This window comes from Lysobacterales bacterium (assembly GCA_016721845.1).
In the GTDB taxonomy this organism is placed as follows: domain Bacteria; phylum Pseudomonadota; class Gammaproteobacteria; order Xanthomonadales; family Ahniellaceae; genus JADKHK01.
Map to the genome: position 1 here is coordinate 708,366 of JADKHK010000013.1, position 23,060 is coordinate 731,425.

17 protein-coding genes are annotated in these 23,060 nt (G+C 65.5%); 5 read left to right on the forward strand and 12 right to left on the reverse strand.

Annotated features, from left to right (window positions below; translation table 11 throughout):
• Positions 1–48 precede the first annotated feature (48 nt).
• From mobA to moeB, 3 genes are read left to right on the forward strand one after another with little or no spacing between them, the layout of a single operon-like run.
• Positions 49–615: a molybdenum cofactor guanylyltransferase gene (mobA, locus tag IPP28_10575; protein ID MBL0041464.1), complete on the forward strand. Its 567-nt coding sequence runs from the start codon at positions 49–51 to the stop codon at positions 613–615.
• A 6-nt stretch (positions 616–621) separates the two neighbouring features.
• Positions 622–1,830, forward strand: a complete 1,209-nt coding sequence (locus tag IPP28_10580) for a molybdopterin molybdotransferase MoeA (GenBank protein MBL0041465.1) — start codon at positions 622–624, stop codon at positions 1,828–1,830.
• The gene (gene moeB / locus IPP28_10585; GenBank protein MBL0041466.1) at positions 1,827–2,966 is read left to right on the forward strand and encodes a molybdopterin-synthase adenylyltransferase MoeB; all 1,140 of its coding nucleotides are present in this window, start codon (positions 1,827–1,829) and stop codon (positions 2,964–2,966) included. The genes IPP28_10580 and moeB overlap by 4 nt, the downstream gene beginning before the upstream one ends.
• Here the strand turns inward: moeB and IPP28_10590 are convergent, their stop codons facing one another.
• Entirely contained in the window at positions 2,967–3,206 is a 240-nt protein-coding gene (locus IPP28_10590) for a DUF1244 domain-containing protein (GenBank protein ID MBL0041467.1), read from the reverse strand.
• Positions 3,207–3,312: 106 nt separating this feature from the next.
• Here IPP28_10590 and IPP28_10595 point away from each other — a divergent pair, with 106 nt between their 5' ends.
• A complete protein-coding gene (locus IPP28_10595; protein ID MBL0041468.1) occupies positions 3,313–5,436 on the forward strand; it encodes a S8 family serine peptidase in 2,124 nt (707 codons plus the stop codon).
• Between the two features lie 9 nt (positions 5,437–5,445).
• On the opposite strand, the gene IPP28_10600 is transcribed toward IPP28_10595, so the two are convergent.
• From IPP28_10600 to IPP28_10635, 8 genes are all read right to left on the reverse strand, one after another.
• Entirely contained in the window at positions 5,446–6,318 is an 873-nt protein-coding gene (locus tag IPP28_10600; GenBank protein MBL0041469.1) for a DUF4105 domain-containing protein, read from the reverse strand.
• A gap of 34 nt (positions 6,319–6,352) precedes the next feature.
• Positions 6,353–7,888 carry an FG-GAP repeat protein gene (locus tag IPP28_10605; GenBank protein MBL0041470.1) on the reverse strand — a complete coding sequence of 512 codons (1,536 nt, stop codon included), beginning with the start codon at positions 7,886–7,888 and terminating at the stop codon, positions 6,353–6,355.
• Between the two features lie 164 nt (positions 7,889–8,052).
• Positions 8,053–11,910 (reverse strand): hypothetical protein, encoded by a 3,858-nt coding sequence (locus IPP28_10610; GenBank protein ID MBL0041471.1) that lies wholly within the window; start codon positions 11,908–11,910, stop codon positions 8,053–8,055.
• Positions 11,911–11,920: 10 nt separating this feature from the next.
• Positions 11,921–13,720 carry a hypothetical protein gene (locus IPP28_10615; protein MBL0041472.1) on the reverse strand — a complete coding sequence of 600 codons (1,800 nt, stop codon included), beginning with the start codon at positions 13,718–13,720 and terminating at the stop codon, positions 11,921–11,923.
• Between the two features lies 1 nt (position 13,721).
• Positions 13,722–15,740: a heme-binding protein gene (locus IPP28_10620; GenBank protein MBL0041473.1), complete on the reverse strand. Its 2,019-nt coding sequence runs from the start codon at positions 15,738–15,740 to the stop codon at positions 13,722–13,724.
• Positions 15,741–15,837: 97 nt separating this feature from the next.
• Positions 15,838–16,686 carry a carbon-nitrogen hydrolase family protein gene (locus tag IPP28_10625; protein ID MBL0041474.1) on the reverse strand — a complete coding sequence of 283 codons (849 nt, stop codon included), beginning with the start codon at positions 16,684–16,686 and terminating at the stop codon, positions 15,838–15,840.
• A 1-nt stretch (position 16,687) separates the two neighbouring features.
• Positions 16,688–17,272 (reverse strand): GNAT family N-acetyltransferase, encoded by a 585-nt coding sequence (locus tag IPP28_10630; GenBank protein ID MBL0041475.1) that lies wholly within the window; start codon positions 17,270–17,272, stop codon positions 16,688–16,690.
• Complete coding sequence (locus tag IPP28_10635; protein MBL0041476.1) at positions 17,269–17,670, reverse strand: nuclear transport factor 2 family protein; 402 nt, start codon at positions 17,668–17,670, stop codon at positions 17,269–17,271. Before IPP28_10635 ends, IPP28_10630 begins: the two co-directional genes overlap by 4 nt.
• A gap of 140 nt (positions 17,671–17,810) precedes the next feature.
• Between IPP28_10635 and IPP28_10640 the strand changes: the two genes are divergently transcribed.
• Positions 17,811–19,904: an SUMF1/EgtB/PvdO family nonheme iron enzyme gene (locus IPP28_10640; GenBank protein MBL0041477.1), complete on the forward strand. Its 2,094-nt coding sequence runs from the start codon at positions 17,811–17,813 to the stop codon at positions 19,902–19,904.
• 11 nt (positions 19,905–19,915) lie between these two features.
• On the opposite strand, the gene IPP28_10645 is transcribed toward IPP28_10640, so the two are convergent.
• From IPP28_10645 to IPP28_10655, 3 genes are read right to left on the reverse strand one after another with little or no spacing between them, the layout of a single operon-like run.
• A complete protein-coding gene (locus IPP28_10645) occupies positions 19,916–20,482 on the reverse strand; it encodes an NAD(P)H-dependent oxidoreductase (protein MBL0041478.1) in 567 nt (188 codons plus the stop codon).
• A gap of 18 nt (positions 20,483–20,500) precedes the next feature.
• Positions 20,501–22,150, reverse strand: a complete 1,650-nt coding sequence (locus tag IPP28_10650; GenBank protein MBL0041479.1) for a hypothetical protein — start codon at positions 22,148–22,150, stop codon at positions 20,501–20,503.
• Between the two features lie 7 nt (positions 22,151–22,157).
• Positions 22,158–23,060, reverse strand: a complete 903-nt coding sequence (locus IPP28_10655; GenBank protein ID MBL0041480.1) for a hypothetical protein — start codon at positions 23,058–23,060, stop codon at positions 22,158–22,160.

Sequence of the window (23,060 nt, forward strand, 5' to 3'; positions counted from 1 at the left end):
CGTGGCGTCGGTTGCGGCATACTTGGCCGAGCAGACGAGGACAGGCGAATGACGGGGCGAACTCAAGTCACGGGCGGCATTCTGGCGGGAGGCCGCGGCTTGCGCATGGGTGGCGTCGACAAGGGCCTCGTGCTGCACGAAGGCCGTGAACTGGTTGCGCACATGATCCAGCGCCTCAAGCCGCAAGTACATGGCATCGTGATCAGCGCCAATCGCAATGTCGATCGTTATTCGACGTTTGGTTACCCGGTCTACACCGATGACGATGACGGCTTTCTCGGGCCGCTCGCTGGCATCGCGCGCCTGTTGCGCGAAATCGACACCGACTTCCTGGTCACGACGCCGTGCGATACGCCGGAGTTTCCCGACGACCTGGTGCAACGACTGCTGGCGCGCCAGGCCGAGACCGGCGCCGATGCCGTGGTCGCCCAAGATGGCGAGCAACGCCAGTTCCTGTTTGCGCTGTATAGGCGCAGTCTGGCGGACGCCGCCGCCGCGGCGCTTGCCGCCGGTGAACGAGCGGTGTGGCGCTGGCACGAGGATCTGAATCTTGTCGAGGCGCAGGTTCCGGGCGGTGGCGCATTCGCGAACCTGAATACCCGCGCGGATCTCTAGGGTCCGATGGCGCCGACCCCTTTCGATGTGGCCGCGTCGCTGCTGAACGACGAAGCGGTGACGCGGCGGTTGCCCGCCGAATCGGTGCCGCTCGATCAGGCCTTGGGACGCGTGTTGGCCACTGCGGTGACTGCACCGATCAGCGTGCCCGGATTCGCGAATACCGCGATGGACGGCTATGCGCTGCGCACCGCAGGTCGCGGTGCGCGTGCCGGCCAGATATTTCGTTGCGTCGACCTTGCATTGGCCGGTGCGGAAGGCCAGTGCATCGACGATGCCGATGCTTGCGTCGAAATCGCGACGGGTGCCGTGCTGCCGGAAGGGGCCGACGCCGCCGTCCAGTACGAACTCTGTCTCCGCAGCGGCGATCACGTGCAATTGCTCGCCGATGTCGCATCCGGTTCGAACGTGCGTGGTGCCGAGGATGACTACGCCCGTGGTCAGCTCGCGCTGCGGCCCGGTCGCGTGATCGATGCCGGTGCGCTCGGCGTGCTCGCCGGATTCGGCCTGTCCGAGGTATCGGTCCATCGACGCCCGCGCATCGCCGTCGTCGTCACCGGTTCGGAATTGCAGCCGGCGGGGGCGGCCTTGGCGCGCGGGCAGATTCACGACAGCAATTCGGCGACCCTGCGGGCCTTGCTGTCCGCTCACGCGGAGTCCTTGCGGATGATCGGCCCGGTGCCTGACGACCGTGCACTGCTGGCAGCGACCTTGCGAGACGCAGCACATACGCATGACGTGTTGCTGACGGCCGGTGGCGCATCGGCCGGGCGCGCCGATTTCATTCCCGGACTGGTGCGTGAGCTGGGCGAGATCCGCGTCTGGAAGGTCGCGATGCGCCCGGGCATGCCGTTCCTGTGCGGCCGGATCGGCGAATGCCTGGTCTTTGGCCTGCCCGGGAATCCGGTGTCGGTGTTCGCAAGTCTGCTCAGCCTCGTGTTGCCGGTCCTGCGTGCGATGCAGGGCGGCGCACCCGTGGCGCCGCAGTACGCGGGACTCGCGGCACCGGTGCGGAAGTCGCATGCCCGGCTCGAGTGGCGACGCGGTGTGCTCGACAGCCTGCCGGATGGTCGCCGTGTGGTTCATCCGCATGCGGCGCAGGGCTCGGGCATGCTGCGGGGCGTGGCCGAATCGAATGCGTTGTTCCGTATCGATGCCGATGTGCGTGCGCTGGGCGCGGGTCAGGTCGTCGAAGTGCTACCGTTTCCGGCATGAATACCGTGCCGCCGGCGCTCGAAATCGATGGGGTCGACGCCCGTGCCGCGCATGCGCGCGGCGCTGCATTTCTCGATGTCCGTGAAGCCGCCGAACTGGCCGAGGGCGTGTGTCCGGGCGCGACCTGCATCGCCTTGTCGGAGGGCTTGGAGGCCATGCTCGACTGGGCGCGAACCCAGCCCGGGCCCGTGCATGTGCTCTGTGCCGGCGGCGCGCGGTCGTTGCGTGTCGCGCAAGCATTGCGTGAGGCCGGCATCGCCGCGACCTCGGTCCGTGGCGGTGTGCGGCAATGGCGCCTGCAGGGTGGGGCGATCGACATCCCGGCAAAATCGGATGGCAGCGATGATCGCTACCTGCGGCACCTGCTGCTGCCCGAAGTCGGCGCAGCCGGGCAGCGACGCTTGCAGCAGTCGCGCGTAGCCCTGGTCGGTGCCGGTGGACTCGGTTCGCCGGCCGCGTTCTATCTCGCGGCGGCCGGGGTCGGGGGCATTCGCCTGATTGACGACGACGTGGTCGAGCGCAGCAACCTGCAACGCCAGATCCTGCATCGCGACGATCGCATCGGCCAGTGCAAAGTTGACTCCGCCGCTGCAACCTTGTCGGCACTGAACCCTTCCGTGCGCATCGAACCGGTCGCGCAGCGTCTGTCTGCCGACAATGCCTCGGCCTTGTTCGAGGACTGTGATGTCGTCATCGATGGCGCCGACAATTTCCCGACCCGACAACTGGTCAACGCGGTCTGCCTTCAACTCGGCAAGCCCTGGGTCTACGGCGCGGTGCATCGCTTCGAAGGCCAGGTCAGCGTGTTCGATCCGCGTCGCGGCCGTGGTATCGCACCGTGTTATCGCTGCCTGTTTCCGGAGGCGCCACGCCCCGAGGATGCGCCCAATTGCGCTGAAGCCGGCGTACTCGGCGTCCTGCCGGGCATCATCGGCAGCCTGCAGGCGAGCGAGGCGATCAAGCTGCTGCTCGACCTCGGCGAACCGCTGGTCGGGCGCCTGCTCTTGTTCGATGCATTGGCGATGCGTTTTCGCGAACTGCGCTATGGCGCTGATCCGCAGTGTCCCGGATGCAGCGCCGAGGCCAGCGATGTGGCCTTGCCGGATACACGCGCACCATTCTGCGCGGTGGGTTGATCACTTCTGATAGGTCGCTTTCCACTCGGCATAGGGCATGCCGTAAACGTGCTGGCGCGCCTCCTCCTTGCCCATCACGTCGCCGCCTTCTTCGGCGGCTTCGCGATACCAGTCGGCCAGGCAGTTGCGGCAGAAACCGGCGAGGTTCATCAGTTCGATATTCTGTACGTCGGTGCGGCTGCGCAGGTGCGCCACCAGGCGCCGGAATGCCGCAGCCTCGAATTCGGTGGTATCTGACATCGGCGCGCAACTCCGGAACAAGCGATGGACAGGCCCCATGCTGCCATGAATGCGTCCGAACATGCGGCGCCGTTTCGGGCCCGGGATTGCTAGACTGTCGGTACTTATGACATTCAGACACATTCTCCTGATCGCCGGCGTGATCGTCGGCACGGCGGTATCGGCGGCGGCGCCGCATCCGGTCTCCTTGACCTCGCTTCAGATCGACACCCGCGATGCGGTCGTGCCCGATGCGGCAGTAACGCCTGATGCGGCCCTGCTGGTGCAGTTCCCCGGGCCGGTGACGGCGGCGCAGCGCAAGGCCCTGGCGGCGGTCGCGACGATCTATGCCTATTTGCCGCAGGACGCCTTCCTGGTGCGGATGCCCGTGGCGTCCCGCGATCAGCGACTGGCCGCCGCCGGCGTGCGCTGGTCTTCCGCCTGGCAGCCCGCCTACAAAATCGGCCGCGGAGTGCGTGACGCGGCGAAAGCGGTCGCGGACGGTCGCAAGCGCCAGTTGATGCTGCAATTGTTTCCGGATCGCGATCCCGATGCCGTCGTGGCCGAATTGCGGGCGATGCAAATTCCGGGCATCGGTGCCGCGGCTCGCGGTGCCTATTTTTCCCGCCTGCGTCTTGAGTGGTCGGCGGACGAGATCGCCGCCCATGCCGATCGCGTCGCCGCGCTCGCCGAAGTGTTCTGGCTGGATCTCGAACCGCGACGTTCCCTGTTGAACGACACCACGGTCTGGGTCGGCCAATCCGGGCTGGCGGGCGGGCAGGCGACCACGGTCTTCGCGAACGGCATCCATGGCGAGGGCCAGGTCGTTGCCGTGCTCGACACCGGTATCGATCCCGACATGTGTTATTTCCGCACCACCGGTCTTGGCCTGCCGCCGACCAATGCCTGCAACGGCGGCACCACGATCGACCCGGCCCAGCGCAAGATCCTCGGCGTCAACTTCCTCTGGTCGAACGACTGCAACGGCGGCATCGCCAGCAACGAGTGGGACAGCCACGACCACGGCACCCATGTGGCCGGCACGATCGCCGGCGACAATTTCGCGACCCCGATCGGCCACGATGCCGGCGACGGCATGGCGCCGGCCGCGAAACTGGTGATTCAGGACGGCGGCCTGACCACCGACAATTGCGCCGATCTGCCCGGCATCGGCTGTCCGGTCGTGGACCTGAATCCGATTTTTCAGCAGACCTACGACCAGGGTGCGCGCATCCACAGCAATTCCTGGGGCGACAACGAGAACGACCCGACCCAGAACGACTATTCGGCCGGCAGCCAGGATGTCGACGAGTTCATGTGGAACCACCCGGATTTCCTGATCTTCTTTGCGGCCGGCAATTCCGGTCCGGGCACGGCCAGCGTCGGCAGTCCGTCGACCGCGAAGTCGGCGGTCTCGGTCGGCGCGACATTGCGTTCGACCAGTTCAACCGGAATGGCGTCGTTCTCGTCCTGCGGGCCGACCGATGACGGTCGCCGCAAGCCCGAGATCACGGTGCCGGGTTCAAGCATTGTCTCGGCCGACAACGACCTCAATGTCGGTTCGAACAACTGCAGCACGCGTTCGATGTCCGGCACCAGCATGGCGACGCCCGGCGCGGCCGGATTGACCGCCCTGATCCGCCAGTACTACGTCGATGGCTATTACCCGAGCGGCAACGCCGTGGTGGCCAATGCCATGACGCCCTCGGCCGCCTTGATGCGTGCGACCTTGGTGAATTCCGGCCAGAACATGAGTGGCGCGACGGTGATGCCGTCGAACTGCCAGGGATGGGGGCGGGTCACCCTGGACGAGGCGCTGTATTTTCCCGGCGACGCGCGCACGCTCTGGGTCGACGACGACACCACCGGTCTGGCCGAAGCCGCCGGCGAACGCCGCTTTGAATTCGTCGTCAGTGCCGGCCAGCCGTTGAAGATGACGCTTGCCTGGACCGATTACCCGTCGACGCCGGCGGCCTTGCCGCATCTGGTCAACGACCTCGACCTGATCGTCGAACAGGCCGGCACGACGTATCTCGGCAATGTCTGGAGCGGTGGCCAATCGGTCGCCGGCGGCAGCGCGGACCGCTTGAATACGCTGGAACAGGTGCTGATTTCCGCGCCCGTGAGCGGTCCGCTGACGGTGACGGTTCGCGCCCACAACATTCCGAGCGGACCGCAACCGTTTGCCTTGGTCGTGACCGGTGCGGTGACCCCGGATCCGAGCAACGTGTTCGTCGACGGATTCGAATAGTGTCGAGGCTCAATCGCGAGCGCGGATCGCCTGCGAGAAATCATCCCGATCGTCCGAGTCGGCCGCACGCGCGTTGATGCGATGCGCGGCGCGATAGGCGTCGCGTGGCAAGTCGGTGTCGATCAGGCCGAGATCGTAGGCGAAATCGTCGGTGTATCCCGGCAACACGGTCGTCAGACTGAACGGTACGCGCCCGGGGGCGATGTGGTCGATGTGATCGATGATGGCGCTGGTGCAGGTGTTGGTCAGGGTGTTGTAGAACTCGGGCTGCTCGGCCACCGCGTTCGCACGCGCAAGCATGGACACGAACAGCGCGCGCATCTGCGTCGGCGTGGTGCGCACCGGGTACAGGAACACTTCGTCCTTGCGATGGTTCGCACGCAGACCGATCAGGTCGCGTTCGTCGCCGATCACGTACATCAGTTCGTATTGGCGCAGCAGGCCGAGCCAGGGTGAAAACGACTCGCCGCGTTCCTTGCGGATCTCGACCGAGATCGCGAGGAATTCGCCATCATCGAAACCGAAACTGAGGAAGGTGTGCGCCGGACCGCGCCAGTCGGCGAAGGGCTCGACGATGAACCAGACCGAATCGAGGCGGGCAAGGTCGTAGCGACGTTCCTCCCAATACACATCGAAATCGTCGACCGAGCGATAGCGCGCATTGCGGACGTTGTGGACCTGCACCTGGTTGCCGCTAATTTCCGCGGTCGCGAGCCGTGCCTGGTCCGCGTTCCAGTCACGATCGTTGGATGGTCGCACCATCAACACGAGCAAGGCATAGGCCGCGAGCAATGCCAGCGGGATTCGCAGCAGCCAGCGCCGCATCAGCGACCGGCCCATCGGAAATCCGTGGACGCCGTCGAAGCCTTGGATCAAATTCATGTGCGCGTCGCCCTGAATCGGAGCAGCGATCTTGCTATTCCAGCCCGTCCTTGAACAGTACGGTCGCTACCGAGCCGAAGATCGCATAGGTCGCGCCACGATAGCCGCCGAGCGCGCTGGCGCCGTGACAGCTCAACAACAGGTCGTTGCGGCCGTCGCGGTTCAGGTCACCGCCGCGGCTGATGTTCAGCCCGCAATAGTCCTCGCTGCCGGTACCGAGGAAGATGATGCCGTCGGCGTCCGCCAAGGCCCCAAGTTGCAGCGATGGCGGATGCGGACCGGCGTGACCGAACAGGACGTGGACCTTGCCGGAAGCGATGCCATTCGGTGCGGCGAACTGGGCGCCGAGCCCGATGTCGTCGATGCCATCGCCGTTGATGTCGCCGACCCCGGCGATGCTTTCGCCGGCGCGGTCACCCGCCGATTCTCCGTCAATCCGGAATCCGTTCGCGCCGGTCAACGCTTCGAGACTCACCCCGGCAGGCCATGCGGCCGAGTTGCCGAAGACGACGAAGGCACGGGTCTGCAGACTGCCAAGCAGCATGTCGTCGAGACCATCGTGATTCACGTCCGCAGCACCGACAGCGCGGCCAAGGAAATGGACATCGGCGCCGGCCCGCAGGGTGACGCCGCGGACGCCGTCCAGTTGTGTCACCGACAAGGGCGTTTCCAGGTGTTGATCTGTGCCGAACAGGACATAGGCTGCGCCCTGCGCCGCACCCGGCGCGCCGGCACGGTCGGCGCCCGCGATCAGGTCGCGAAGTCCGTCGCCATTGAAGTCACCCGATCCGACACTGGTGCCGAGACGATCGTCGGCGGCGGCCCCATCGATCCGGAAGCCCTGCGCGCCATCCAGTGATGCCAGCGCGATGTGCGTGCCGAGGTTCGGCGCGCGGCCGTAGATCACGTACACGCTGCCGCTTTCGCTGCCGGCGAAGTCGCCATGCACGGTGCCGATGGCGACATCGTCGAGTCCGTCGCCGTTGAAATCACCGAGTGACGCGACCGATTTGCCGACGTTCTCGTATCGCTGCACGCCGGTCATGCAGGTGATCTGACCGGGCAGCATCGTGTCGATCGTCACGATCGCATCCGTGCTCGCCCGGCCGTAAACGATGCAGGCACGACCATTGAAGTCGTTGCTGCTGGACAGCCCGAGGAGCACATCCGCGCGACCGTCGCCATTCACGTCGCCGGCGCCGCGAGCGCGATGATTGAATCCGTCATAGGGCGCGCCATCGAGTCGGAAGCCGTTCGCACCGTCGAGCTGATTCAATGCCAGACCGTCCGGAAACCCGCCGCTCCGCCCGAACACGACGTAGGTGCTGCCGCGTCCCTGTTGGGCTTCCTCAGCCGAGACCAGGAAGTCGTCCAGACCATCGCCATTGAAGTCGCCGATCGCATCGCTGTTGATCCCGAGCAGATCGCCGTCCGCCAGGCCGTCGATCCGGAACCCAGCGTCGGGTGCAAGCGTCGACAATGCGACCGAGTGCTGCGCCACGGTGTTGCCGGCAATGAGCAGGAGTGACGCGCCGAGCGCGAAGACCAACGAGCGAGACGATACGGACATGAGGAACACCGGAAGCAATCACGATGCAGACATCGTGTCGGTTCCGGCCATTCGTCACGTCCGGCGAAGGCGGATTCGCACATCGGAAATTTCGCAAGTTCAGGCGTGCTGCACGTCGGCCCGGGGATGTAGCCCGGCTGATCATTGTCTCGGGCCATTGGCCTTCAGTGGTTCTGCATCTCCACCGTCCGATTCGGCTTCCAATCCAACGGCTTCGAGGTGATGCCGTTCGGGCCATCGACCTGATCGGTGACCCACCACGGTTTGCCTTCGGAATCGAGGTAGAGGTTCTGCATTTCCGGATGCGTGAACGGGCGCGCGCCGATGCGGCCGAGCACGGCGATCTGGCCGCCGGTTTCATCGACGGCACGGTCGCGTTCGAGACCGCGCGACAGAGACGTGGCGGGCGAGGGCGTGGGCCAGGTCGCGACCAGCTGCGGTTTCGGTTGCGGGCTGAAGCCGTAGAACTTCGGTTGCGTCTCGGGGCTGAACAGCTGCAGCACCTTGAGTCCGTTCGCACCATCGGCGACGTAGCCGAACAGTGACGCATTGGTGGCAGCGACGACGATGTCGCGGGCATCGGTGATGGCGCCGTCGGCGTTGAACATCTGGTACAGCGCTGGCGCTTCCGGCTTCGTGACATTGACGATAGCGATGCCGTCCGCGCCATCCGCGACATACGCATAGGTGCGCGCGACATGCAGCTTTGCGGCATGCGCCAGCGGCACCATGGCATTCGGTACGACCCGTGGCTGCGCCGGATCGGTGACATCGACGACTTCGAGCCCGCGCGCCGTGGTGGCGAACAGGTAGCGGAACTGCATCTGGGCCGCACGCGGATCAGCGAGCGCAATCGTCGTGACCGCGCGCGGCGTCATCGGATTGCTCATGTCGAGCACGACGACCCCACGCGGTGTGCTGGCGTAGAACCAGGTGCCTGCTATGGCGAGATGGCGTACGCCATCGAGAACACCGCCCTCGTTCCAGGTCAGGGTACGCGTCAACTGGTTGTTGCGCGGCTCGCCGTCGGCCAGGGTGTTCACGTCGATCAGGATCAGCCCTTCCTCGGCATCAGTGAGGAAGGCAAAGTTGTAGATCGCGAGGAAGGGTTGCTCCATGTTGGTCACGCGCACCAGATCGCCGCTGTTGCGCGCCGGATGAATGGGTTGCGTGGTCGGCAGCACGACGCAGGTGGCCGCCTTCGACGCGACGACGGTGTCGTGGCCGAGCGGCGAGTTGGGTCCGGTCACGATGCGCTGGCTGAAACCCTTGTTGGCGACGCTGGCGATGTCATAGACCACCAGGCCCTTGTCGCGTTCGGCGACATACAGGTATTCGCCACGATGCTGCAGGCAACCGACCGTGCCGTCGGTGCCGTGCGAGAACCCTTCCGGCAGGACGCGGGAACGCGCCTCGTGCTTGGCGTAGCGTTCGGGATAGGCATAGCGGTGCAGGTACGAGCCGATCACCGACTGCGGTTCGTCCCACTCGGTCACCGGCACTGCGCTCAGCGTCTTCTCGCCACCCACAAAGGCGTTGAATCCAAGGAAATCGACGAAGTCGGTACCCTGCAGCAGCAGCTGGGCCATGATCGCGTTGTTGTCGTTCTGCTGGCTCAGATGGCAGTCGGTACAGGTCTTGGTCTCGCCGCGTCGCTCGGTATGCGGATAGTGCGGCGCGAAAGCCTGCGAGGAAAATCCGGCCGCGCTGATCGGCGGCTGCTGGATGTAGATGCGCTCGCGGTTGCTGTTGGTCGATGACAACACCAGGGCCGAACTCGAACGCACCGGCGCGATCTTGCCGCCCTTGACCTCGCCGTGGCGACCGAGCTGGAACATGTCGTCGCGTGCGATCTGCGGATTGTAGGTCGCGTAATTGCGCGTCTCGCCGCCCTCGTAATGCTGACGCTCGGTTTTCCAGTTGGCCTGGATCGGCAGATGACAGCCACCGCAGCTCGTGGTCCACGAGGTGTGGCAGCTGTAGCAAAGCATCTTGTCCTCACTATGCGCGCGCTGGTCCTTGGGCACCCCGGCACCCCAGTTCTGGTTCGCGGTGTCGTTCGAGACCGTGTGGGCGCGCGTCGCCTTGGCGTTATAAGCGGCCGAGGTCGTGTTGGCGACGTCTTTCAGCAGAGACAGCGACCATTCCAGGCCGGGCGTGACGGCCGAGCGCTGGATCAGTTGACCGTTCACCCACTCGAAACGCTTCTTGCCATCGGGATTGCGGATCAACGCGAGCTGCTTGCCCTTCGGACTGGCCATCGGTCCCGAGGTGCTCAGCGACGGATAGGCATCGACCGTGCCGTGGCAGTCCTGGCACTGGATCTCGACGCCGGCCATCACCTCGCCAACGATGTGGCCGTTGCCGTGCGCGTCCTGCGCGTAATGGCAGTCGACGCATTGCAGGCCGAGGTCGACGTGGATGGACGAGAGATGCACCGCCTTCTCGAATTTTTTCGGATCCTTGTCGTCGATCGCCTGATTGTCGGCCGTGAGCAAGGTGCCTTCGCGGTCGCGCTTGAACACGGCGCGGAAGTTCCAGCCGTGGCCGTGGTAATCGGCGAACTGGGTGTCCTTCAGATTCGGATTGTTCTGCGACACTTGCTGCAGGAACTTCGGATCCGACCAGAGGCCGCGAATCGCCGCCTCTTCCGGATTGCGCTGGTTGATCTCGCGGATCTCGGTGTCGCTCGGCTTGCGCTCCTCTTTCGGCCACATCGATGGCGCGTCGGACTCGTAGTCCCACATCGTGTAGCCGAGCATGGTGTTGATGAACATGTTCGGCTGATGCATGTGGCAGATCATGCACTGGCTGGTCGGGATCGCACGGGTGAACTCGTGCTTGAGCGGATGCCCGGGTTCGTCGCGCGGGATGGTCGGGTCGCCCTGTTGCGACGCACCGGTATTGCCGAACTGCGCATAACCGGCCGAGTGCCTCGGATCGCGGTCGTTGGCGTAGACGACATGGCAGGATGAACAGCCGGACGAGCGGAAGTCGCCGGGGTTGTCGTTCGTGCCGAGGAACCACAGGTGCGGATCGTTGAGGCGCGACTTGTGGATGTTGAGGGCCGGAATCGCGACGCGTTGTCCGGTGGCCGGGCCGCGATTGCTTTGCTTGAGGTCGGGCCGGCCAGGTTCTTCGAGGCGCTGGATCTGGCCGAGCGAATCGGGCAGGCCGGTTTCCGCGAACGTCGTGTTGATGTTGCGACCGCCGCGTTCGAAGACGCGGAACACGTCGGCCGGGGGGATCACTTCCCAGGCCGGCAACGGGAACAACTGCGGCAGGATGCCGCGCGACTGCATGTCGGGCGCGACCGCGATCAGTGCCTTGACCACGTTCGGCTGCGAGTCGCGGGTGTAGCTCTCGCCGAGCAGGTAGCGCTTGTAGGGCAGGATGCCGTTGTTGTAGCTGGCACCGCCCCAGAGCATCGCGCTGGTCGCCATCAGGCTGCGTTCGCTGGCCTGGATGATCGGCAGATGGCAGGCACCGCAGGCTTCGCGCGCGATGCGCAGGTCGCCCGGATTGACGAAGCGCACGAATTCCGGCGCCTCCTTGTTCAGCGCGGCGTAGGTATGCGCGGGATTCGCGCTGTCTTTCCACTTCGACGGATAGCGCGGCAGCACGTGCGCGCTGTCCATCGCGCTCTGGTACAGCGGATCGAAGGGACTGTGGGTGCCGAATGCATGTTCGTCAACGTGATCGTCGTGCGCTTTGTCACCGTAGTGGCGGGCGCTGCGCACGTGGAAATTGACGTCTGCGGGTGCCTGGATCGACGCATTGCCGCCATGGCAATCGGTGCAACCGAGCACGACCGCGGGCGAGGCATGCATGGTGTGGCGATCGGTCGACGTGTGGCAACTCACGCAACCTTCCGACTTCGCGTTCGCCTGATCCCAGCGCTGAGTCTTCGGCGCCGAGGGTGCGGTCGTGTAGCTGCGCTCGACCGGCTTTTCTTCGGAGGCCTGCGTGCCGATGCAGCACAGCAGCCCAAGCAACATCGGAGTGAGGAGGCGCTGGATCATGGTCGTCACCTCAGTAGTTCAGGACAACATTGGCGAGCACCGTGGTGTAGGTGTCGTCGCTGCCGTACAGGTCTTCAAGGCCGCTGGCGGGAATCAACGCAGCGGCGGACAGGCGCAGGATCGCGTTCTGGGTCGCGAACGGTCGCCAGATCCAGGCGACCGAGAGGTCGGTGCCGATGCCGCGATCGATCGGTCCCTGGTTGCGCGCGACTTCGAGTGTCGCGGTGTCGTCGAACCAGAGCTGATTGAGGTTGGCCGACACGCGCGACTCCGGCGTCAGGTCGAAGTCGGCCCCGAGCCCGAGCAGTTGCAGACCCGGATTCTCGAAGTTCGACTGGCCCAGTTCGCGCGAGGAACGCAGCGAGGGCAGCAGTGAATTGCGACCCGCCAGTGCCACGCCACCGCCGCCGATCAAGGGCAGGTTCTGGCGCACCCAGTAACTGGTATCGGCGCCGGCAAAGATCGGGTTCTCGAAGATGGCGTCATAGCCCTGCGACTTGTCGTCGAAGGGGTCGCGGTCGCCGCTGGCATACGCGGCCGATGCCCGGACGCGGACCCAGTCGAAGTCCATCGACGCCTCGGCCGCGGCGAAGCCGGCCTCGAGATCGCTGTCGCGACCCGTGAAGGTGCCGATGTTGTTTCCGAACAGATAGTAGGCACTGGCGGTGAGGTTGACGCGCCCGAAGTGGCCATCACCGTTGTAGCCAAGGTAGGTCGCGTCGTATTCGCGCAGGGTTTCGGTGCCGAGCGAGGACGGGCGCGCGAGGAAGCCGTTCTCGTCGAAATGGAATTCGTCCTCGCGATTGCGGTTGTGCACGATCGTGGCTTGCGAAGTGAAGCCGACACGCGGCCAGTCCTGGCGATACAGGTTCGCGACGAAGATGTCGTCGTCGCGCAGGCCGGCGCCGACATCGTTCAGGCCGGAATTGGTGTCCTTCTCGATGCGCCGGAACCAGGCCAGGTTGTACTGCCAGCGATTGTTGTTGCGATTTCCGAACAAGCGCGCGCCGAACTGCAGATCCTGGAACAGGAATCCGCGGAAGTCGGTCGAGAACGGCTGGATGCCGAAGCGCACGGCATCGAAGTCGTAGCGGTCGGAAACATCGCGCAGGTGCTTGTCGACGAACAGTTCCTGCACGGCGACGAAGCCGTCGTCACGGGTGCCACCGAGGCGCGGGTCGATTTGCAGCACGCGCTGGTCGGACACGTCGACGCGGTTGTAGTTGAACGCCAGCGTCGCCCGGTATTCCCATTCCGGCGGCTTGAACGTGGTATTGCCCTTGTAATAGACGATGCCGGCGAGAAAGGTCTGCGCGAAGATGTTCTGCTCGATGTCGCCGAACACGTCGTTGCTGTCCGGGTCTCCGGTCGATTGCGCGCCGACCGGGGTCGGGATCGTGCGCGGTTCCAGCACGGTGTCGGATACGCCGAGCACCGACAGGAACCAGTCGTCGCCGTGGATCGGCTTGTCACCCTTCCAGACGTTGTTGTTGTAAGGGTCGTACCACGGGTACTTCTGGCCAAGCGCTTCCATGATGCGCCAACGGTCCGGCAGCGGCACGAATTCGCCGACCGCATCGTTCGGCGCTGGTGCGATCGCACCCTCGTTGCGGTCCGGCCAGTCCGGTTGTTGCGGTGACGGATGCCCCGGGCGACGGCGCGGGATGGCCGAGTCGTAGGGGTCGTAATTCACGGCGTAAAGCGTGGCCAGGTCGAGCGTGGCGTCGCCGTTCGGGATGTCGATCAGTCGGGCCTGGGCCTGAGAACTGCAGATTGCGGCGATCGCGAGGACGAGCAATGGGCGACGCATCTCAAAGGCCCTCGCAGACGTTCTGTTCATTGGAGTCGAGGAAGGGAGCCTGCGGGCATTGCACGTAGCGCAGGCGCACGCCTTGTGGCGCGAAGCGGTCGCTGCGGATCGCGGTGGGTGCATGGCTGTAAATGCCGCCGAGATTCTTCAACGCGAGCGCCGCGATCATGTCGTCCTGATCGACACCGTCACCGGAAACGCCGATCGCGCCGACCAGCATCGTGCCGGCATAGATCGGCACACCGCCGGGAAAGATCTGCAGGCCGTTGCGCAGTTGCGGCAGGCGCGTGCAACCGGCGTTGCCGAGTTCCGGTCGCAGCTCCAGGATCGGCAGGCTGTCCGCGGTCAAGTAGGCCGTCAGGATCTGGCCAATCTGGTTGTTCAGCAGGTCGTATTGCAGGCCGGTGCTGAACGGACTCCATTGCGCGAACGGTTTCGAGAACGGACCATGCTGTGTGCCGACCAGACCATCGGGAAAGTATGGTCGCGCCAGATTGCCGATCGCGCGTGGTGTCAACGCGACGGTACCGGCGTCGAGCCCGCCGCCTTGCGCGAGCAAATTCGGCATCGCGAAAAAACGGCGTGCGTCGGTGACCACGTTGCCGAAATCGACGGCCGTCGCGGACGGCGAACCATCCGCATTCAGGTACCGCGCATCGGGCAGGGCGGCGAGGGCATCGCCCGCGTCGGCGTGACTCAGGAACAAGGCCGAGCGCGCCTTCTGCACGGCCACGTCGGTGCCGAACACCGGCGCATCGCGCGTTCGCGCCAGCGCCTGGATGTTGCCTTGCACATCGATCACCGAAATCGTCACGCGGGCCTGTGTGCCGGTCGGCCTGCGGATCTGGGCGCGACTTCGATTCGCGACGCGCAATCCTTCCGCGACGATCGTTCGTGCGACTGCCGCTGTCATGAAGCCGGGCGAGCCCTGACCATCGCGTGGTGCATATCGGGGCGTATCCGCACGGTCGACCAGCACGAAGGCATCGAGGCCGGCATAGTCGGCGTTGTCTGGCCGTATGCCTGATGCCGCCGTGCCGAAGGCGACGCCGGGCTGGATCGTGCCATCCGAGAATGCAAACAGGTTCAGCAAGGCGCCGGCGCTGGCCGGAATACTCGCGAAAGCAGGGGCTTGCGCCGGATTGCGGCCGAGATCGGCGAAATCGACATCGCTGAAGCGGAAGGTCTTGCCGTCGGCGGTGATGCGGTCGCCGCGGCGGTCGAGTGGCGCACCGAAGCCGAACGTGCCGGCCGTCGCGATCAGTTCATCGACATCGCGATCGCGGTCACTGACGTTCAGGTCGAGACCATAGACGCCATCGGCGACGATGCCGATGCCGCCCACCGGCGTGCCCGCCTTGTACAAGGGGAAACCGCCGGGATCGGCGGACAACCCGAGCGGCGAGGCTTTCGGCCCGACTCCGACATTCGCGCCGGCGGCGAAGATGCCGGCGAGCACAGGCGCCGGCAGGTTGATCACATCCGAACACAACAGCTGCGAGAACTGCACGCCGAACAACGGACCCGACGGGCCACCGAATTCACCGGGGTTGAAATGTTCCTGCACGATCTGGCTGGCGGTGCGGGTCGAAAAGGCATTGCCTTCGGACGACAGGTAGGCGCCGGTCACGGCCTTGCTGATCGCCGCGAGTTCGCTCGGAATGATGGCGACGCCTTCGAGCCCGCCGACGACACCGCGGCCCGAGCTGATCGTCACCGTCGTGCGTGCCCCGCTCATGCGATAGACGCCGAGCACGTTGCCGACGCGATCGACCACGGCGATGGTCGCCGGTTGGCTCTGCGCCTGCGCCTCGTTGATCGCCTGCGCGATCACCTTCTGCACGTCGGCGACGCTGAGGAAGCTCGCAGCCGTCGCGCAGGACCCGGTACACCCGGAGTCTGCCGTGCCCGACGGTGGCGGCGCGGTGCCGACCGGATCGCCGGAATTGCCGCTGCCGCTGCAGCCCGACACGAGGGCTGCGACAACCGCCATTCCCCACAGGCGATGAAATCCTTGCATCCGCCTTCTCCCCAAGACCGGTACGCACGCCGGAGTGTAGCCCCGATGCGATCCGCTTTTGTAGGCGCGAGCCCCGGCTCGCGACGGCGAGATCCGATCACCAATCCCGATGATTCAGCACCTGGCCGTCGCGACGCACGTGCTCGATCAGCGCAAAATCGAGATCGGCGAAAACCCATTGCGCGGCATCGAGTGTGCCTTGCGCGACGATGCCGTCATCGGCAAAGCCGCGGTCGGGTGGGCCGTAGATCGCGGCCACACCGTGGTTCTCGTCAATGGCCGGCGATTGCGCCAGCGCACCCACCGTATGCGCCACCGCGACGTAGCACTGGTTTTCCAGCGCACGTGCCTGTGCGCCGACGCGCACGCGGTGGTAGCCGGCGAACGAGTCGGTGCAGCTCGGCACCAGGATCAGTTCGGCGCCGAGATCGACTTTCTCGCGCACGACGTTGGGGAATTCGCAGTCGTAGCAGATCGCGACTGCGCACTGCACGCCCTTCACCTCGAACAGCGCATGGCCTTCGCCGCCGCTGATGCCCCACTGCTCGCGTTCGAAGCGGGTCATGCGATGCTTGTCCTGGACGAATTCGCGGCCATCGGGCGTCGCAACGAAGCAGCGATTGCGATAGCGGCCATCGTCGTCGCGAACAGGGATCGAGCCGGCGACGATGGCCATGCGGAAGCGTCTGGCGCGGTCGGTCACGTAGAGGCGGAACTTGCGGATCCAGGGTTGCAGCGCTTCCAATTGCTTCGGCAGCGATTCGCGCACCGCGGTGCCGAACATGGTCGCGAGCTCCATCGAGAAATATTCCGGCAGCAATGCGAGATCGGCACCACCGCGCTTGGCTTCGCCGAGCATCAGGTCCAGCTTCTTCTCGAAGGCATCCCAGGACGCGATCATTCCGACCTGAAATTGGCAAGTGGCGATGCGCAGCGTGCGGTTCATCTCAGGCTCCAAGGGTCTTGCGCCAGAACTGCATCGGTTTTGGCGATTCTGCAGACTCGTCGATGTCCTTCCAGCTCAGCGTCGTTGTGCAGCCATCGATCGGGAGATAACCGCGCCGACGCCAGAAGGCGTCGAGTGGCACGAATTCGACTGGACGACGCGCATCGTCGGCGCTGCGCTGCACGGCGCAGAACACGCAATGCGCGAGACCGAGCCGGGTCGCATGGACTTCGCGATGCTCGAAGAAGGCGACCCCGATGCCGCGGCCGCGATACTCGGGATCAAGGACCGATTCACCGAGATAGAGGGTGTCGTCGACGCGATCGAAGGGCCGCCGGATCTCCGCGGTCTCGTGCGCCAGCGGCAAGGCCGTCGACGCGCCGACGACGCGATCGCCATCGAAGCAGATCGCGACCATCGCGTCGGGCGTGTCGATGTAGGTCTGCAGGTAGCGGCGTTCGTAGTCCGGGTTGCCGTCGTACAGGTAGGGCCAGGCGCGAAACACCTGGATGCGCAGACGGGCGATGTCGTCGAGGTGTCGTCGCAGTGCCGCCGCGGTCTTGGTGACGACACGCAGTTCGCTCATGTCGAGACCTGCGCGATCCAGTCCTGCAGGTTGTAGTAGTTGGTCACGCGCCGGATCAAGCCGTCGCGCACCTCGAAGAACGCGCCGACCGGCAGTCGATAGCGCTGCCCGTTCGCAGGCGGCAGGCCTTCGTCGGTGACCTTGTATTCGCCCTCGATGACGAACTCTGCGGCGGCACGTGAACCCGATGCTTCGGTCAATACGACCAGGTCGACCACCTGTTCGCGGTAGCAGCGGTCCATGTGCGCGAGAAAGCTGCGAAACCAGGCTTTTCCGGCATGGCGTGATCCCTGATTGGCATCGTGCACGATGTCATCACCGAGCAGGGCGAGCATGCCTTCGAAGTCAGCGCGATTGAACGCGGCATAGTAGGCGCGGATCAAGGCGGCGGTGTCCATGGCGTTCGGCTCCGTATCTGAATCCGGATTATGCGATGCGCTCGCGGCGGCGTCATCGCGCTGCGGCAATCTGCAACGATCGACTGGACGAGAAGCGCCGCGACCTGCGCTATAAAGGCGGACCCAGACGCAGTGACCGCATGAGCGCCTTCCCGGAGATCGCCGGCTATCGCATCGAACGTCGCCTCGGCGAAGGTGGCATGGCGGCCGTGTATCTGGCCACGCAGTTGTCGCTCGATCGTCCGGTGGCCATCAAGGTCGTGCATTTCCGCGGCAGCGGCAGCGACCAGATGGCGGTGCGCTTCGAGCATGAAGCGCGCACGATCGCGCGCCTGGAACATCCGAACATCGTCGGCATCTACGAAGTCGGCCGCACGCAGGACGGCGCGCCGTATTACGCGATGGCCTATCTGCCGAATGGCGACCTCGGCCATGCCGCGATCACCGGGCGCGAGGAGACGATCGCGACGGTATTGCGCGAGATCGCGATGGCGCTGGGCTTCGCGCATGCGCAAGGTGTGGTGCACCGCGACGTGAAACCGGACAACGTGCTGTTCGACCGCGAACAACGCGCGCGACTGGCCGACTTCGGCATTTCGCGCAGTCTCGGCAGCGTGCGCGTGACGACCACGGGCGACGCGCTCGGGTCATCCGCTTACATGAGCCCCGAGCAGGCGCGTGGCATCGAGGTCGATGCACGTTCGGACCTCTACAGCCTGGGCGTGATGGCCTACGAATTGCTGACCGGCGAATTGCCGTTCAAGGGCAACGACGCAGTGTCGATGGCGCTGGCGCACCACACCGAGCCGGTGCCGCGATTGCCGGTGAAGTTCGCGCGCTGGCAGCCGCTGCTCGACCAGTCGATGGCCAAGTTGCCGCAGGAACGCTGCCAGAGTGCCGAGGAATTCCTCTCGCTGCTCGATCGGGTGATGCAGCCCGTGCCGCAGCAGTCGACCCAGGTAGTGGGCGAGTTCAAGCCGGCCGCATTGCCGGTGTCGTCACGCCGGACCTGGCCATTGATCCTCGGCGGATTGGCGTTGGCGGCCGTCGTGGGGATGGCTTGGCGCGGACAGTCGGGGGAAGACGCGGCGGGAGCGACGAGCGCTCCGGTGACGCCTGACGTCGCGGTGCAGGACCCGGCACTGGCCCTGATCGTCGATCGCATCGATGCGCAGCGCTGGTTCGAACCGAAGGAGGGCAGTGCATCGGCGTTGCTGGCCGATGCGCTGCAGACCGCGCGCGACGACGAGCGCCTGCGACTCGCCGATCGTTTCATCGTCGCGGTGCGTGGCACGGTGATGCGTGCGCTCGACGAGGCTCGGGACGGCGATGCCGTCGACTTGATCCGTCATTTGCGTGAATTCATCCTCGGCCAGCGCCTGCAGGATCGGGCTGCGAGCACGGCCTTCGAGGCGGCGCTGTCCGAAGCACTGGCGGCGCGCCTGACCGCTGCGGAATCTGCAGGCGATCCGCTGCCGGTCGAGTTGCTGGCTGCGTTGTTCGAGTCCGATGCGTCGTTGCAGGCGCGCTGGAAGGCGCTGGCCGAGCGGCGCCAGGCCGGTCAGCCGCTGCGTGATCTGGGCGGTCCGCCGATGCGGGTGCTGCGGGTCGGTGATCACTGGCTGGCCTTCGCCGAACACGAGGTGACGCGCACCGAATACGGTCGTTTCGCAGCTTCGACGCGGCGTGCGTCGATCTCCTGTCGGGCCATCGGTTCACCACTGAGCCTGGTGCGGCCGCGTACGTGGCGCGAGCCCGGGTTTGCCCAGGGCGAGCAGCATCCGGTGGTCTGCGTGAGCTACGACGACGCCCGCGCTTATGCGGCATGGTTGTCGCAGCAGACCGGCCGCCGCTATCGATTGCCGCGTGCATCGGAATGGCGTGTGGCCGCAGCCGGCGTCGCCTCCGGTAGTGCCGCCTGTCGCATCGGCAATGTCTATGGCCGCGACGGTCGTGATCTCAATTTGCGCGAGCGTCACGACTGCACCGATGGCGCCGAGGACACCCGCGAAGTCGCTGCCTATCCGGCCAGTGCCCAGGGCATATTCGATCTCGCCGGCAATGTTGCCGAATGGGTCAGCGACTGTGCCGCCCAGGGCGAATGTGAGGAACGCAAGATCATGGGCAGTTCTTACCGCGACGGTGCCAACGCGCCGCTGCTCGGCCTGCATGATACGCAGGACGGCGACAAGGCCGCGCTCGACGTCGGTTTCCGCGTCGTGCGCGAGATGTGATGGATTGCGCTTCAGTTCGGCGGAGTAGCAGCTGAAGCGAAGGCGGCGAAGCGGTTGATGAAGTCGGCGAGTTGCGCGCGGGTCTTGGCGTCCTCGAGCATGCCATCCGGGCCGATCAGGGTGTGGGCGCGGGAAACCATGAGGCGACTGCCGTGCCAGGTACGCGCGCCGAGGGTGTGCAGCACCGGCAGCCAGGCGTCCTGCGCGAGGATGGTGCCGAATCCTCCAGGGGAGGCGCCGATGAGGGCGAAAGGACGGTTGCCGAACACGCGCGCGATGTCGTTGGCCGGACGCGACAACCAGTCGATCGCATTCTTGAACACGCCGGGGATGCCGTTGTTGTATTCGGGCGTCGCCAACAGCACGCCATCGGCCGCCGCGAGTTTTTCCTTCAACGCCACGACTGCGGGCGGCAAGCCGTCGCGCGCTTCGGCATCGCCGTCATACAGCGGGATGCCGTGCAGGGTCGCGATCTCGAATTCGACGCCGGCGCCCACGAGCGGCCGTGCCGTTCGCAACAGTGCGGTGTTGAACGAGCCGTCGCGCAGGCTGCCGGAAATGCCGAGGATGCGGGTCATCGTGGTCTCCTCATTGGGTCAGCGCCCGGGATGGGCGGCGTCGTGGAAGGCGTGGCAGGCGATGCAGGTGGTGGGCACGAGGTGCTTCGCGTGTTCGCCGCCGTGGCATTGGCGGCAGTTGTCGATGTCGGGCAAGAGCAGCACCTCGCTCGATGCCGCGTTCGGCGCGTTGTGGCAATCGATGCATTGCATGGTCGTGTGCGAACCATGGTCGAAACGCGCCTTCGGAAACCAGGCGCCGGCCACGCGCACCGGCGCGACCGTCCATTCCTCGGCCGCATTGCGCGTCACCACGTGGCAGGTGTCGCAGGCCTTGTCCTGGAACAGGCGGTCGATCGCGGTCCGTGCCTGGTCGCGTGCCCAGGTCAGTGCTTCCGCGCGCTCCTGCGGCGTGATCGGCTGGCCCGGACGGCGCCGCACGCGCACCACGGTGGGTGCGTTCACCTCATTGAAGCCGCCCTCCAGCGCCTCGCGCGCGAAGAATTCGGTGATGGTGTAGCCGACCTTCTCGACACTGGCATGCGGCACCTCGCGCTCGGCGTCGCGGATGGAAAAGCTCAGCTTGTGGCAGCTCTGGCAGTGCCGCTCGAAATCGATCGGTTGCATGCGCGCGCCACCTGCCTCGGGCACATGGCAGTTGCTGCATTCGAGTACCTCGTCGGCGCCCTCCGCAGCGCGAATGCCGGCGGGATCGAGGTGCACATCATGCGGAAACGTCAGGCCACTTTGTTCCTTGATGCCGGGTGTCGCAAGCGCCGCACGGACCGGGGTGAATTCGCCCTGGGCATTCCATTGCGGCAGCGACACCACGAAGCCGTCGTGCTGCGTGCCGAAGTCGGCAGCGTCGGCATGCGGGTCGGCGCCTTTCATGTTCGTGGCGATGCCGGCATGGCAATCGGCACAGAGTTGCTGGTCGGCGCGCACCAGTCCGTCGGCACCGTTGTGGTCGCGATGGCAGTGCGCGCAGCGATCGTTGCCGACCTGGGAGAGATCGACCTCGGTTGGCACATGCGCCGCGGTCCCGGCATGGCAGGCGACGCATTGCGCATCGCGCACCGAGACGAAGGCATCGACATGGCATTGCTGGCAATCATTGCCGAAAAAATGGTGCGCGGACGCCAGTGATCCGGTCTCCCAGAGCTGGCGACCACCGAGTGGTACGGCCTCGACGACATCGCGCACCGGCGCCGCATAATGCGCCGCCAGCGGCACGCCGAGACCGACCAGCAGGGACAGCAGCAACAAGGCCCAGGACCAGCGGCGTTTGCCGAGTCCGCCGTCGGCGAGCGTCAGCTTTGGCTGCGGCCGCGCAGCCTCGGCCTGGGCCTCGTCGATCGCGGTGATCTCGACCGCAGCCTCGTAGTCTGCAGGCGGATCGATCAGGCGGATGCGCGTGCTGCCGATGTCGATCGCGGCGCCGGACTTTACCGTCGTGTTCTGCTCCGACACACCGTCGACGCGCACGCCCGCGGCGATCAGCGATTCGACCCGATAGCGGCCGCCGCCGACCGCGGTGACGCGGGCATGCGCCAGCGCCGCGCGCAGATCGGTGATGTAGACCGCCTGGTCGGTGCCGCGGCCGATGCCGAGCGTGTCGCCGAAATGGATGTCGTCCTCGAAGACATCGCCGTTCGCGCGTTTCAGTACCCGTCGGATCAGCCAGCGCATCGTCGCCTCACCAATAGAAGAACACGCTGACGATGTGCGCGGTGAGCGCACCCAGCAGGGCGAAGGACAACGGCACGTGCACGTACAGCCAGATCTCCATCAGCGCCTGCAACTGCAGGTCGCGCGACAGTCGCGTGGTCACGGTCTTCTTGCGTGCGAGCACATCCATCAGCTTGCGCAGGGCTTCGTTCTTGCTGTCGGCCGCGTGCGACGACAGGAAATCGACCATCGCGAACATGGTGGGCATGTCGCGCGTGCGCTCGTTGCTGCGCTTCTCCGCGTCACGCTGTTCGAGGTAGGTGCGCACCTGGTCGATCGCGGAATCGGTGTCCTCGCGCGGGCGCAGCAGTTGCCAGGCCGAGCCGCCGACACGGGTGCGTTCGTTCGAACGCAGGATCGCGGCATGGATTTTCGGGTCGACCGCATCGGCCAGCGACAGCGCCTGCTGGTCGAGTTCGGCGATCTCGTCGAGCATGGCCTGACGCGTCGTGTTGTCGCGATTGCGCGTCATCAGCGCCGGATAACGCAGATAGGCGAACAGCCCGAACAGGCCAGAGGCGATGACCAGCAGCATCAGCAGCAGGGCCAGCGAGTGGATGTTCAACCCGACCTGGAAACCGGCGTGCAGGAAGACGATGACGATCAGCGCTGTTCCGAGATAGACGTGCGCCGAGGCCCATCCGAGCAGGGTCCCCATGCGCGCGGCATAGCGCCGTTTGCGGACGCCGAAGGCCATCAGCCAAAGGATCAGCAGCGCGCCGATGGTGCCGAGCGTGTAGCCGAGCCAGGTGCCGCCGTTCGGCAGGCCGACCGGGTCATGCCAGAGGTAGGCAACCACGCTGCCGATCACCAGGACCAGCGCCACCCACAGATAACGCGCACCGGAGAAACTGAGGATGGAATCGCGCAT